The following is a 13,577-nucleotide window of genomic DNA, read 5'->3' as shown; positions in this document are numbered from 1 at the left end:
TTAAGATTTTTTTTGATATTTTTCAGCAATGCTGTTAAAATCTTTTTCTTCTAAATTTTTTAAATTATTTTTTTTCAAATATTTCTTTTTGTAATCTTCTACAAAATTTGTATTATAACAATTTGATAATTTGTGAACCAAAGTAGTCTTTCCTGAGTGCGGAGTTCCTATGATCGCCACTTTTATTGTAAAAAATTCCTGGACAGGTTTTGGCATAAAATCCCAGTTGTGATAAGGGGAATTTCTCACTTCAGTCGCACTTATTGGGAAATTATCTCGATTTATGTCGATTGTTTGAATCGTTAGATTTTTATTGAAAACTTTTTCAAAATTTGGAAGAGTGAGAAAATTGTTTTTGTAATTTTCAACGTCTTGCAGTTCGTTTGAAAAAATCACATCGACTTTTATATCATTTTGTAGTAAGACCTCAAAAACTCTTTCGCTCCAAAGTTTCCATCCATTTGGATAAAATGGAATACCATCTTCAGCTAAATGAATTAATTTTATATTATTTTGATATTTGAATATACCTTTTACAAAATTTAATCTGTCTTTTATAGTTGGCATCTTTCTCATTTTAGATTCTTCAAATAATTTTTTATCCCTAGTGTCGTCACTGCAAACAACGACATAAAGCTCGTCGACAAAGCCACCGGCTTTTTGAATAAAGTCAACATGTCCCATATGAATCGGATAAAATTTTCCAAAGATTATACCAGTTTTTTTCATAAATTGCACTCCTGATTTTTTATAAAAATTTCCATTTTCCATTTTCATATTTTATTTTTGATAAATTGTCGCCGTCATCGTTATTATCACTATCATCTCTATCATCTTCAAATTCTTTATCATTTTCAAATTTATTGTTGTCATCATCGTCGTGAAAATTTGAATCTTTTTCATCATTCTCTTCTAAACTTTTCTCTTCTTTTTTTATGATAGTTTCCAAATTTTCATATTTTTTTTGTCGTTCATCTAAGAAAGGGGGCATTCCTTGTTTACTATAACTTTTGACATTTTCAGGAAACTGAATATCAAAAATATCTCTTTTTTCAATTTTTTGAGTTGTCAATTTTTGCTGTATTTTTTCAAGTATTCTTTTATCTTCTGCCTTTAAGTTTTTAAATACATCAGTATAATATTCGATATTTTTTGTGTCAAATTCTTTTATAAATTCATTTATGGTGATGGCTTCAGGATTATAGGCAATCTGATAAATTGATTCTGAATTTTTTCCCAGAAAGACTTCATTTATAAATCCCATTTTTTCAAGGTCTGACAAAATATCTTTAACAAAAAGCACATCCATTCCAAGTCTATCCGACAATTTTTGAAAAGTAAAAGGTTCTTTTTTTTGTGCAAAATTTTTAATAATTAGCGACAAAATAAGCATTCCAGCTTCTCTTTTAATCTTAATTGGCATCTCAATTTCCTCTTTATACAAAAATTTGTCTGAAGTTTGAATTGAAAAGGCAATTTGTGCACCTAGTAAAATCGTTACCCAAATATATTGAATAAAAATCAAAAAAATTGGGATTAACGCTAAACTTCCATAAATTATATTATAGCTTGTAATAATTGATTGAAGCAGTAAAAATAACAGTTTCCAGCAAAAAGTCAAAATTGTTGTGATAAATCCAGCAACTAACGCAGGCTTTACTTTTACATTTGTATTTGGAATCAAATAAAATATAAAAGAAAATAAAATTATGTAAGTTAGGGGTCCCGAAACTGCTATAAATAAATCAATAAAAATTGATTGCTTGGAAAAATAGTGAATAAGCTCGTCAATTATAAAAGAATTTAATGCTGATAATGCTACAAAAAATATTGGTCCCAAAAATATGATTGCGACATAATCGACAATTCTTCTCGGAAGCGAACGCTTTTTGTTTATTCTCCAAATTTTGTTAAACGAATTTTCTAGCATAATCAAGACTTTTATAACAGAATAGATTAAAACAATAATTCCAATTCCTGCAAGTAAATTTCCTTCGGTGGAAGCAAGTAGCTTTTGTGCAACACTTAAAATAGATTTTATGATGGAACTGTTTGGCAAAAATTCAAACAATTTTTTTATAAAAATTTTATCAAATCCAAATCCTCTAGTTATTCCAAGAACTAGTGCCACAAACGGAAATACCGCTAAAAGTGAATAGTAAGTGAGTGAAATTGCAAGTATCTGAGTTTCACCATCTCTGTAATTTTTGTAAATTAAATATATCATTCTTTTTAAATCATTAAAATTTTTTTTGTATTTTCTAAATTCATTTCCATTATTTTCTCCATTTTTCTTAATTTATCCAAAATTAAAATATTCTTTTTCACTAAAAATTTCATCCATTAATTCTTCATAATTCTCAATTTTTGCTTCTTCTGCAAGGATATCTTCCAATTTGGGATTTGTAACAGGATGTTTTGGAGCAAAAATCACGCAGGAATCTTCGTGAGGCTCGATTGACTTCTCATAAGTTCCAATTTCTTTTGCAATATCGATAATTTCAGTCTTATCCATTCCAATAAGCGGTCTAAAGACAGGAAGTTTTTCCACACTGGCATTTGTGCAAGTAAGTCCACCCAATGTTTGAGAAGCGACTTGCCCCAGACTTTCTCCTGTAATCAATGCCTGATATTGCATTGAATTTGCCAGTCTTTCGCTGAGTCTCATCATAACTCTTCTTGTCAAGATAGTTGCATATTCTTTTCTAGTTTTGCCATTAATTTCTTCTTGCAGTTTTAAAATATTAATCGTATAAAGTCTTGATTTTCCAGTATAATCAGTCAAAATATTGGTTAATTCCTTAATCTTTTCAAGTGCCTGTTTACTTGTAAAAGGAAAGCTGTTAAATGTCACAAAGTTTATTCTCATTCCTCTTTTTGCCATCATAAATGAAGCAACTGGACTATCAATTCCTCCAGAAAGTAAAACTAGTCCTTTTCCAGTTGATCCAAGCGGAAGTCCACCATAAGTCTTGATTCTCGTCGTATAAATATAAACTTCTTTTCTTATGTCAATGTATATCATAACATCAGGATCTTTCATCTTAACTTTTTCAAAAGGACTGTTAATTAACACAAAAGCCCCAACTTCTTTGGCATAGTCCATAGAATTAATGGGAAATTCCTTGTTGCTTCTGTTGACAGAAATTTTAAAAGTTCTAGCTCCTTTTTCATATGCATAATTTGCAAATTCTAAAACTTTTGCTTTAATCTCTTCGTCTTTTTGTGAAACTCTGCTTGACTGGTTTATTCCAACAATTCCAAAAACTTTTTTTAGTTTTTCTGTGATTTTTTCCAAATCTTTTGGGTCAATCAAAACATATAATTTAGATAAATCTTCGACTAATTTATAGTCAAATTCCTTTAGGTTTCTATTTATTCTATTTCTCAATTTTTGCTCAAATTGCCCGCGATTTTTACCTTTTAGCGAAAGTTCGCCATAAGAAAGACCGATTGCGTCAAGCAAATTTTTATCCGTATATTTTTCCATTTTTTATTTTTTCTCCTTTCTTCAATTCTTTTTAATTTTTATTTTTTTAAATCTTTTGAAGCGTAACTAAGTTGTAGTCATCGTCTTCCACAGTTATGGCTTGAATATTGTTAAACGGAACTAAATGAAGTTTATCTTTATACTTTTGAACCAATCTGTCACAACTTTCCTTGTAAGGTTCGCTTTGGTAGTGGGGAACTGGATAAAATGGTAAAAGATTAAGTCCTTTAGTATTTTTTAATTCTGGTGCAAAAGCTTTGTCGTCACACTCTGAAACATATTCAATATCGGGGCTCATAATGGCGCTTCCCGCTGATTCACCAACATAGATTAGTCCATTTTCAACTTTTTTTACAATAAAATCCAATAAATTTTTCTTTTGAATTTCTTGCATTAAAAAGAAAGTATTTCCGCCTGAGATGTGCAAAATATCGGAGTCATTTATCAAATCTTTTGCTTTTGTTTCGCTCACCTCGGTAAGTTCCAAAAGAGTTATGCTCATTCCAAGACTTTCATAAATTTCCATCGCTATTTTTATGTGAATGTCAATATTTTCCACCAATGCCGCAGTTGGAATCAGAGCCACAGTTTTTCCTTTTAGCTTGTTTTCAAGTCCTAAATCGTTTTCTAAAAAATTTTTAAATAATTTTTCTACATATCCAAATGATGAAGTTAAAAACATTTTTTTCATACAATCACTCTTCTTTCTTTTTTTTATTTTTAATTTTTTAAAAATAATATTTTTTATTTTATTTATTATTATTTTATTATTTCATTTTTCTAATTCTAGCAACGCTTTCTTTAACTCTTTTCACAATTTCATCAATTTCTTCAAGTTTATTTTCATTTGAAAAGCTAAATCTTATCGCTCCGTCCAATTCAGACTGATTAAGACCCATCGCAGCAAGAATTCTGCTGTTTCCTTTTTTTGAAGAACAAGCTGACCCAGTTGACACAAAAATGTCATACATTCCTAAAAAATGCGTTAAAACTTCACCTTTTGTCCCATTAAACGAAACATTTAAAATTTTTGGCGTTGATTTTTCTGTCAAAAGTGAATTTATTTTCATATCTTCAATTTCTTCTGTTAATTTTTTTGCAAGATTAATTTTAAAATTTTGTGAATGAATCGCTTCTTTTTTATCTTCTTTTGCAAGAATTTCAACCGCTTTTGAAAAAGCCAAAATTAACTCAGCTGGCAAAGTTCGTTTAATAATGCCATTTGCACTATTTGAGCCGAAAATTATGTCATTGATTTTTACATTTTCTCCAACATAAATAGCGCCAATTCCTTTCGGAGCATAAATTTTGTGCCCGCTCACAGTAAGTGCATCAACTTTTATTTTATTAAAATTTATATTTGGAAGTCCAAATCCTTGCACAAAATCCGTGTGAAAATAAGTATTCTTATTTTTGTCTTTTATAATTTTAGAAATTTTTTCTAAATCTTGAATAGTTCCAGTTTCACTATTTACAGCACCAATTGACACTATTATAGTATCTTTGCAAATCAAGTCAGAAAGCATATCTAAATCTACAAATCCGTCTTTGTTGACATTAAGATAATCAACTTTAAATCCATTTTCCTCATAGTACCGAAAAACTTCATAAACTGATGGATGTTCAATTTTTGTCGTAATCAGATGTTTTTTTAATTTTGAGTTCGCATTAATAATTCCTTGCAAAATAATATTATTTCCTTCTCCACCACCAGAAGTAAAAAAAATTCTCTCGGGGCTAACTTTAAGATATTTTCCAATTGTCTTTCTAGCATCTTTAATTTTAAGAAAAATTCTATGTCCAAAATCATGAATCGCATCAGCATTCGCATAACTTTGCTCCATCGCACAAACCATTGTATCTATAACTTCTTTTCTTGGTTTTGTACTTGCTGCATTATCTAAATATATCATTTTAAAACTTCCTTTTTTTAGTTTGTACTTATATATTATACTATATTTTTTAAAAATTATAAACACCTTTATTTTATTATACTAAAATAAAAATTCTAAAAAATAAATTATAAATAAATAAAAAACAAATATTTTTGTGCTAAACTGCAAATAAAAAGTAATACAAAAAAAATAAAATTTTTGAAAGATAAAAATTTAGGAGGAAATTTTATGAAAAAATTATTTAGTTTGGCTGTATGTATAGTAATGATGTTTTCATTAAATATTGCAGGGGCAAAAACTATGAAAAGAAGAACTGCAAAAATTTCCAAAAAAGCAGCAAAAAAGTCATTGACAAAAATAAAAAGTAAAAATTCAAAGTTACCAAAAGTAAAAAAAATAGAAAATAGTGATATTCCTGAGCAAAGGATGATAGGAATACCTAATCCTGCTTCAATTTATTGCGAGAAAAATGACGGAAAATCTATTATTAAATTAGATGGCGACGGGAATGAATATGGAGTTTGTAAATTTAAAGATGGAAAAGAAATTGACGAATGGGATTTTTATAGAAAAAACAATAAGTTAATAAAAAAAGGAACTCCAGAAGATAATTAAACTACTCTCATTTGTAGAAATAGAAGATTTTGTTAATATATTTTGCAAACAGAAATAAAGAAATTGGATAAATTAATTTTTACCCTATCTTTGCTTTAATAAATGTTTGACTACAAAAATAAAATATGTTATCATACTTTGATAAAAATAAATTTTGGATGGTAAAACTATGAATAAAAAATATGATTTTGAAACAATAATAAATAAAAAAGGACAAGGATCCTATAAATGGGATCAAATGTATAAAATTGACCCAAATATTGCTGATAATATCGTTCCATTATCTGTTGCAGATATGGAGTTAAAAATTGCAAAAGAAATAATTGATGGATTGAAAAAATATTTGGACAGTGCGATTTTAGGATATACAGGACCTTATGAAAGTTATTATTCAGCTGTGATTGATTGGCTTAATAGAAGACATAACTTTAAAGTGAAAAAAGAGTGGATTGTCTGTTCAAACGGCGTGGTTTCAGCAATTTATGACTGTGTGAAGGCGTTTACGAAAGAAGATGATGGAATTATTGTTTTTACGCCAGTTTATTATCCTTTTTACAGTTCTATAAAAAATAATAATAGAAAAATTATAGAATGTGAGATGTTAAAAAATGAAAATAACTACTATGAAATTGATTTTGAAAAATTTGAAAAACTTGCAAGTGATGAAAAAAATAAACTATTAATATTTTGTAGTCCTCACAATCCGTTAGGACGTGTTTGGAAAAGGGAAGAATTGGAAAAAATTGGAAATATCGCACTAAAAAATAATTTAATAATTATTTCTGATGAAATCCATTCTGATTTAATAATGCCGAATTACAGACACACAGTTTTACAAACATTGTCAGACGAATTGTCAGAAATTACTATAACTTGTACTGCTCCCACAAAAAGTTTTAATTTGGCGGGAGTTGGAATTTCAAATATTATTATAAAAAATGAAAAATTGCGAAAAAAATTTGAAATTGAACAAGATAGATCAAGTTCTCATGTATTTGCAGCGCTGGGTTACAAAGCTTGTGAATTGGCGTATAATGAAAGTGAAAAATGGCTTGATGAACTTATTTTGCTAATTGACAAAAATCAAAAATTAGTTCATGATTTTTTCAATAAAAATTTTGTAAATTTAAGCGCGCCGCTAATTGAAGGAACTTATCTTCAATGGTTAGATTTTAAAAGTTTGGAACTTTCAAATGAAGAGTTGAAAAAATTTATGAATGAAAAAGCAAAACTTTATTTCAGCGAAGGTTATACTTTTGGTAAAAATGGAAGTGGATTTGAAAGAATAAATTTAGCTGCGCCAACTTGGGTCATAAAAGAAGCTTTAGATAGACTTTACAGTGCTTTAAAAGAGGTTTTTCCAGAAGTTTGTAAATAAAAATATAAATTGAGAAAATATAAAAATAAATTGTAAATAAAAAAAATAACTTTACAAGAAAATAGAGAAAGTTAAGAAATTAGTTTTTTCTATTTTTTTATTATAGAAAAAGTGATATAATAAAAAAACAAGTTTAGAAAAGGGGAAATTTATATGGAAAATGAAAAAGCAAAAAAAGAAAATATCGGACTAGTTCTTGAAGGTGGAGGAATGAGAGGAATTTTTACTGCAGGTGTGTTAGATTTGTTTTTGGAAAAAAATGTGGAAGTTGACAATTGCATTGGAGTGTCGGCAGGAGCACTGCTTGGGGTTAATTATTTGTCTAAGCAGGAAAAAAGAGGCTTTGAGGCGATTGCGGATCACATTCAAAAAAGAGAATACGGAAGTTTTTATAATCTAATTAAAACTGGAAATTATTTTGAAACTCAGTATTCTTATCATGATATACCTGAAAAATATAATCCTTTTGATAACAATACGTTTAAAAATAGTCCCATAAAATTTCAAGCGGTCATAACAAATTGTGAAACTGGGCAGCCAGAATATCCTGAAATTAAAGATGCAATTACAGATATAGATATTTTAAGAGCTTCTGCCTCACTTCCATTTTTGTCAAAAATGGTGAAATTGGGAGATAAAAAGTATTTGGATGGCGGAGTGGCTGATTCCATACCGTTAAAATATTCAATAAAAAAAGGAAATAAAAAGAATATAGTTGTACTTACAAGAGATAGAAGTTACAGAAAAACTCAAAGCAAATTAGGTGTAATCTCAAAAGTGAAATATAGAAAATATCCCAAATTTGTGGAACTGATGAAAACAAGATATACTAGATATAATAAAACTTTAGAATATATTTATGATTTAGAAAAAAGAGGGGAAATTTTTGTAATTCAGCCGCAAGTTCCACTTACATTGGGAAGAATTGAAAAAAATAGGGAAAAACTTGAAGAAGTTTACAAAATTGGCTACAATGAAGCTCGAAAAAGATATAATTCACTTTTAGAATATTTAAAAAAATAAAAAAAGTTTTAAATAAATTTGAAAAAAAACTGTTCTTTTTTTTAAAAATATGATATACTATTCATAGATAACCAAAAGCAAGTAAAATGTAACAAAATTAATATTTGTAACAAGTTGTTTGAGGTGTAAATTTTTAGGAGGTAATACTTTGTTAGGTAAAGTAAAATGGTTTAACGACAAAAAAGGATTCGGATTTATTTCAGGAGAAGATGGACAAGATTATTTCTTACATTTCTCAAAAATCAATAAAGAAGGATTCAAAACAGTTAACGAAGGTGAAGAAGTAAGTTTTGATGTAGAAGAAGGACCAAAAGGACCTCAAGCAACAAATGTAGTTTCTCAATAATAGTTAAGTTAAATGTTGTTGTTATTAAAAAAGCTATCTTAAATTTTTTAAGATAGTTTTTTTTTGAAAAAATAAATTTGTTTATAAATTTTGAAAATATATGTAATTTTGTGTAAATATTAATACAAGTTCATTAATATAGGGATTTATGACTACAGTCAGTTACATAAAGTGATTTACATTGTCTGAATATTAAAATAAAAAAAGAGAGACGAAAATCTCTCTTTTAGTTTATCTCACTATTTGAAATAATATTGCAACAACCAAAAATAATGTTGCGATAACTTCAGTAAATTTTTCAATTCCTTCTTTTTCTTCATCTAAGATATTTGCTGCACTTTTTGCTAAACCTTGGCTTCTGTCAGGTTGCAATAAGATTACGCTTATCATAATAATTGATAAGATTACCAAAGCTACGATTAATAAATTTTCTAACATTAAAGTCCTCCTAAATTGTGCAAAGACTGAGAAAATAACTATTTAGTTACTGCATCTCCAGCTTTTACTATTACTGTGAATTTTGCAGGAACTAGACTTGCTCCACCAACTAATCCACCATCGATATCTTTTTGAGCGATTAATTCAGCGGCATTTCCGTCATTCATTGATCCACCATATTGAACTGTTACATTTTCAGCAACTTGTGCACCAAATAAATCTGTTAATAAACTTCTTATGAATGCGTGAACTTCTTGAGCTTGTGCAGGAGTTGCGGTTTTTCCTGTTCCGATTGCCCAAACTGGTTCGTATGCTAAAATTATATTTGCCATTTGGTCAGCAGTTACATCTTTTAATCCACCAATAATTTGGCTCTTAACCACATCTTCAGTTGTATTTGCTTCTCTTTCTTCCAATTTTTCACCGATACATAAAATTGGTTTTAAATCGTGTGCTAATGCTGATTTTACTTTTTCGTTAATGATTTCGTTAGTTTCTCCGTAATATTCTCTTCTTTCAGAATGTCCTAAAATTACATATTCAACACCTAAGTCTTTTAGCATCAAAGGTGAAACTTCTCCTGTGTAAGCTCCGCTTTCTTTAGCATTCATATTTTCAGCTGCGATTTTAATGTTTGTTCCTTTAGTTTCTCTAACAGCTGTTTCTAATGCTGTAAAAGGTGCACCAATTATAATTCCAGCATTTTTAACATCTTTTACTAATGGTTTGAATTCTGCAAAAAATTCTCCTGCTTCTTTTGCAGTTTTATTCATTTTCCAGTTTCCTGCTACAATTACTTTTCTCATTAATCTTTCCTCCAATATTCATAAATTTTCTTATTTTAATTTTATCATATATCAACACTTTTATCAACGAAATTTTTTAATGTCAATATGCTTTTTTACAAATTTTTTGTCAAAAATAAAGTTTTTGAATTTATTTTTTTTCACTTTCATCTTTTTTTGTCAATTCAGAAAATACAGTCGCAAGATTTGCTAAATTTTGCATATTGCTTGGGATAATAATTTTTGTAGCTCTTCCATCTGCCGCTTTTTCAAATGCTTCTAGTCCTCTTAAAGATAGCACTTTGTCGTTTGGAGCAGCTTCGTTTAAAACTCTTAAAGCTTCTGCTTTTGCTTTTTGAACTGATAAAATTGCTTCTGCTTCCCCTTCCGCTTCTTTAATTTGCTGTTCCTTCTTGGCTTCTGCTCTTAAAATAGCCGCTTGTTTTTCTCCTTCCGCAACTAAAATAGCCGCTTCTCTTTTTGCCTGTGCTTCCAAAATATTTGCTCTTTTTTCTCTTTCAGCTTTCATTTCTTTCTCCATTGCAACTCTTATGTCTGCAGGTGGCAAAATGCTTTTTAGCTCAACTCTGTTTACTTTTATTCCCCAAGGATCTGTCGCATCATCCAGCTCTTTTCGCATTTTTGTATTAATAACATCTCTTGAAGTCAAAGTCTGGTCGACTGTCATGTCACCAATGATGTTTCTAAGGGTTGTCGCAGTTAAATTTTCAATTGCTGAGATTGGCCGCTCAACTCCGTAAGTGTATAGTTTCGGGTCTGTTATTTGAAAATATACGACTGTATCAATCTGCATTGTGGCATTGTCCTTTGTGATTACTGGCTGTGGAGGGAAATCAACAACCTGTTCTTTTAACGACACAACTCTTGCTACTTTGTCAAAGAATGGATTTATAAAACTTAATCCAGAATCCAGTGACTGATAATATCTTCCTAATTTTTCTATGATGTAAACTTTTGATTCGGGTACGATTCTTATTGCTTTCAGAACTAAAATTGCAAGAAAAGCAAGTAAAATAATAATTAATGGTAATAATATGACGTTCATAATAGCCTGCTACTAAAAATGTGTCAAAACATATTTAACACATTAGAATGTTACTGCTTCATCGAACATACTTTTGATAAAAAAAATTATCTACTCGTATTCTTTTTGCTCTCCACAGTCGTAAATTCCCGACTAGCCATCGGTACACATAATATATTCTCTTTCACTATTAGTCTATATAGTAGCATTCTCCTTCTTTTTTTTATTTAGAATATATTATTTATTATGCTAAAATCTTATAATTTTCAGCATTTTTTAGATTAAGACTCGCATTAAAATCCCTATCCATTTCAATTCCACAGTTATCACACTTATAAATCCTATCTTTCAATTTTAAATTATGTTTTTTATGCCCACAATTACTGCATAACTTGGAACTAGGATAAAATGTATCAACAAGTCTTAGTTCAATATTGTTTTCTTTGCATTTGTTCAGCAGTTTCATTCTAAATTCATAAAACTTTTGATTTGAAATTGCCTTTGACAAATGCTTATTTTTCATCATATTAGAAACTTTTAAATCTTCGATTGTTATATAGTTTAACTTGGTTTTCGTTATTTCACTAACAATTTTATTTATATAATCGTTTCTAATACAATTTAGTCTAAAAAATAGTTTAGATATTACTAATTTTTGTTTTTGAAAGTTTTTACACTCATAAAGTTTTTTTCCTGATTTTTTACAAACTAAGTATTTTCTTGATTGTTTTCGTTGCTCTCTCTTTAATTCTTTCTCGATTTTCCTAACTTTACAAGTTTTATTAATATTTTTAAAAACTTTACCGTCAGAGCAAATTGCAAAATCCTTTATCCCAAAATCAATTCCAATTCCATTTTTAATTTGTAAATTTTTAGTATTTTTGAATTTTTTTTCAATTTCTAAAACAAGTGATAAAAAATACCTATCAGTTTCTTTTGATATAGTTCCACTTTTTATATTTGCATTTTTAGGAATATATCCATATTCTTTAAGTCTTACAAATTTCAAAGTTGGAACTTTTATCTTATGTCGATAAAATTCAAAATCAGTTTTATTATTTTTAGGAAAATAACAACTTTGGTTATTACAATTTTTCTTTTTAAATTTTGGAAACTTTGATAATTTTTTAAAAAATCTTTTAAATGCTTTCTCACCATCCATTATCGCTCGTTTATTAGATTTTGAAGAAACATCTTTTATCCAAACTTTATCAGGATTTTCTTTTATTAAAAATATTATTTATATATTTTGAAAATTCAAATCCTGTTACAAATTTCTTTTCTTTTTCATAAATTTCTTTATTATATGTTATATAAAAATTATACAAATATCTCCCTGTTCCAATAGTTTTATTAATTTTCTCAATTTGTTCACTAGTAGGTTTGATTTCGATTTTTACGCATTTATAGTTCTTTGTCATTTTTCAATCACTTCTTATACTTTCTTTGTTTACAACTTTATTAAATCTATTTAGTTTAAATTTAATATTTATGATATATTTAAATACTTATTAGTTAGTATATTATCATATAATTTTAAAATCTGTTTATTCCTCCTAAATTTTATATTATTTTAAATTTCACATTTCTTTCTTCATTTTTTCTAAAATGATTTTGTTTCCAACAAAACCTTTTATTTTAGCAATCTCATCTTTTTTTAAGACATCTTCGCTAATCCCCTTCCAAAGGATACCTTTGAATTTAACTTCGTACTCTTTTTTTGAACTTGTTAAATTTAAAACCTCTTCGATTTTTATCTCGTTTCCTATCATTTTAGAATTAAAATTTGTCCTTTTGTTTTTTTCGATGTAATTTTTTAAGACGGGTCTTGTGAAAATTACAAAAATTACTGACAAAGCTGAGAAAATAAAGACTTCGACGACAGGATTTCTCATAAAAAAAGATAATCCAGTTAAAACAAGTGCTGCAAGGGATAACCAAATTGTCACAAGTCCCGGTATAATAATTTCTAGTATTGCAAATACCGCAGTTGCCATTGCCCAAAATAATTCACCCATTTTTTTCTCCTTTTTTTCCTAAAAATTTAAAATCCGATTCCGACACCACCGTGAATTCCATTTGTTCCAATTCCAATTCCCGCACTTAGACAAGAAGTTAGTGCAACTAACATCAAAATCATTAAAATTATTTTTTTCATAATTTTTTCTCCTTTCAGTTTATAAATTTATTTTTTAAAAGTCAATTCCCACTCCAGTATTTATCAGTCCACCTGTGCTGACTCCTATATTTCCATGAATTTTTCCGTTACTTCCTACACTTATTCCGCCTGTAACACAGGAAGTTAGTGAGAATAGCATTAAAATTATTAAAATTAAATTTTTCATTTTATTCTCCTACAAATTTAATTGAAATTTTATAATTTTGCACTAGTATTATACCATATTTTTTTAAAAAAAATAGTAAAAAAAGTTTACTTTTTCAAAAAACTTTTATATAATTTGAATAAAGAATGTTATATAGTTGTAAAATATTAAATAAAATTAAATTTGATATTTTATCTATAAAAATTAAAAAAATTAAATTATAGTGGATAAAAAATAT

The 13,577-nt window shown here is 28.0% G+C and carries 16 protein-coding genes; 4 read left to right on the top strand and 12 right to left on the bottom strand.

The window, feature by feature from the left end:
• From nadR to BCB68_RS00425, 5 genes are all read right to left on the bottom strand, one after another.
• Entirely contained in the window at positions 1-729 is a 729-nt protein-coding gene (nadR, locus tag BCB68_RS00445) for a multifunctional transcriptional regulator/nicotinamide-nucleotide adenylyltransferase/ribosylnicotinamide kinase NadR (protein WP_237048647.1), read from the bottom strand.
• A gap of 19 nt (positions 730-748) precedes the next feature.
• Positions 749-2,227: a YihY/virulence factor BrkB family protein gene (locus BCB68_RS00440; RefSeq protein WP_094079040.1), complete on the bottom strand. Its 1,479-nt coding sequence runs from the start codon at positions 2,225-2,227 to the stop codon at positions 749-751.
• A 72-nt stretch (positions 2,228-2,299) separates the two neighbouring features.
• Entirely contained in the window at positions 2,300-3,490 is a 1,191-nt protein-coding gene (thiI, locus tag BCB68_RS00435) for a tRNA uracil 4-sulfurtransferase ThiI (RefSeq protein ID WP_094079039.1), read from the bottom strand.
• A 46-nt stretch (positions 3,491-3,536) separates the two neighbouring features.
• On the bottom strand, positions 3,537-4,181 hold the full coding sequence (locus BCB68_RS00430; RefSeq protein ID WP_094079038.1) for a Type 1 glutamine amidotransferase-like domain-containing protein: 645 nt from the start codon (positions 4,179-4,181) through the stop codon (positions 3,537-3,539).
• A gap of 76 nt (positions 4,182-4,257) precedes the next feature.
• Positions 4,258-5,403, bottom strand: a complete 1,146-nt coding sequence (locus BCB68_RS00425) for a cysteine desulfurase family protein (RefSeq protein ID WP_094079037.1) — start codon at positions 5,401-5,403, stop codon at positions 4,258-4,260.
• 210 nt (positions 5,404-5,613) lie between these two features.
• Between BCB68_RS00425 and BCB68_RS00420 the strand changes: the two genes are divergently transcribed.
• From BCB68_RS00420 to BCB68_RS00405, 4 genes are all read left to right on the top strand, one after another.
• Positions 5,614-6,000: a putative hemolysin gene (locus tag BCB68_RS00420; RefSeq protein WP_094079036.1), complete on the top strand. Its 387-nt coding sequence runs from the start codon at positions 5,614-5,616 to the stop codon at positions 5,998-6,000.
• A 169-nt stretch (positions 6,001-6,169) separates the two neighbouring features.
• Entirely contained in the window at positions 6,170-7,378 is a 1,209-nt protein-coding gene (locus tag BCB68_RS00415; RefSeq protein ID WP_094079035.1) for a MalY/PatB family protein, read from the top strand.
• A 153-nt stretch (positions 7,379-7,531) separates the two neighbouring features.
• Entirely contained in the window at positions 7,532-8,401 is an 870-nt protein-coding gene (locus BCB68_RS00410; RefSeq protein WP_094079034.1) for a patatin-like phospholipase family protein, read from the top strand.
• A 148-nt stretch (positions 8,402-8,549) separates the two neighbouring features.
• Positions 8,550-8,747 carry a cold-shock protein gene (locus BCB68_RS00405; RefSeq protein ID WP_068156890.1) on the top strand — a complete coding sequence of 66 codons (198 nt, stop codon included), beginning with the start codon at positions 8,550-8,552 and terminating at the stop codon, positions 8,745-8,747.
• Positions 8,748-8,978: 231 nt separating this feature from the next.
• Here the strand turns inward: BCB68_RS00405 and secG are convergent, their stop codons facing one another.
• The 7 genes from secG to BCB68_RS10595 all read right to left on the bottom strand — a co-directional run bounded on the left by secG (position 8,979) and on the right by BCB68_RS10595 (position 13,360).
• Positions 8,979-9,185, bottom strand: coding sequence for a preprotein translocase subunit SecG (gene secG / locus BCB68_RS00400; protein WP_094079033.1), 207 nt, complete (start codon positions 9,183-9,185; stop codon positions 8,979-8,981).
• Positions 9,186-9,223: 38 nt separating this feature from the next.
• On the bottom strand, positions 9,224-9,991 hold the full coding sequence (tpiA, locus tag BCB68_RS00395; protein WP_094079032.1) for a triose-phosphate isomerase: 768 nt from the start codon (positions 9,989-9,991) through the stop codon (positions 9,224-9,226).
• Between the two features lie 130 nt (positions 9,992-10,121).
• On the bottom strand, positions 10,122-11,036 hold the full coding sequence (locus BCB68_RS00390) for an SPFH domain-containing protein (RefSeq protein ID WP_094079031.1): 915 nt from the start codon (positions 11,034-11,036) through the stop codon (positions 10,122-10,124).
• 223 nt (positions 11,037-11,259) lie between these two features.
• A complete protein-coding gene (locus BCB68_RS00385; RefSeq protein ID WP_237048715.1) occupies positions 11,260-12,180 on the bottom strand; it encodes an RNA-guided endonuclease InsQ/TnpB family protein in 921 nt (306 codons plus the stop codon).
• A gap of 46 nt (positions 12,181-12,226) precedes the next feature.
• On the bottom strand, positions 12,227-12,436 hold the full coding sequence (locus tag BCB68_RS10740; RefSeq protein ID WP_237048646.1) for a helix-turn-helix domain-containing protein: 210 nt from the start codon (positions 12,434-12,436) through the stop codon (positions 12,227-12,229).
• Between the two features lie 159 nt (positions 12,437-12,595).
• Positions 12,596-13,033, bottom strand: coding sequence for an NfeD family protein (locus BCB68_RS00380; protein WP_094079030.1), 438 nt, complete (start codon positions 13,031-13,033; stop codon positions 12,596-12,598).
• Positions 13,034-13,207: 174 nt separating this feature from the next.
• Positions 13,208-13,360: a hypothetical protein gene (locus tag BCB68_RS10595; RefSeq protein WP_172826450.1), complete on the bottom strand. Its 153-nt coding sequence runs from the start codon at positions 13,358-13,360 to the stop codon at positions 13,208-13,210.
• Between the last annotated feature and the right edge of the window lie 217 nt (positions 13,361-13,577).

Source organism: Leptotrichia sp. oral taxon 498 (assembly GCF_002240055.1).
Lineage (GTDB): Bacteria > Fusobacteriota > Fusobacteriia > Fusobacteriales > Leptotrichiaceae > Leptotrichia > Leptotrichia rugosa.
The sequence above is the reverse complement of the archived record's forward strand: the minus strand, read 5'-3'. Positions and strand labels throughout refer to the sequence as shown.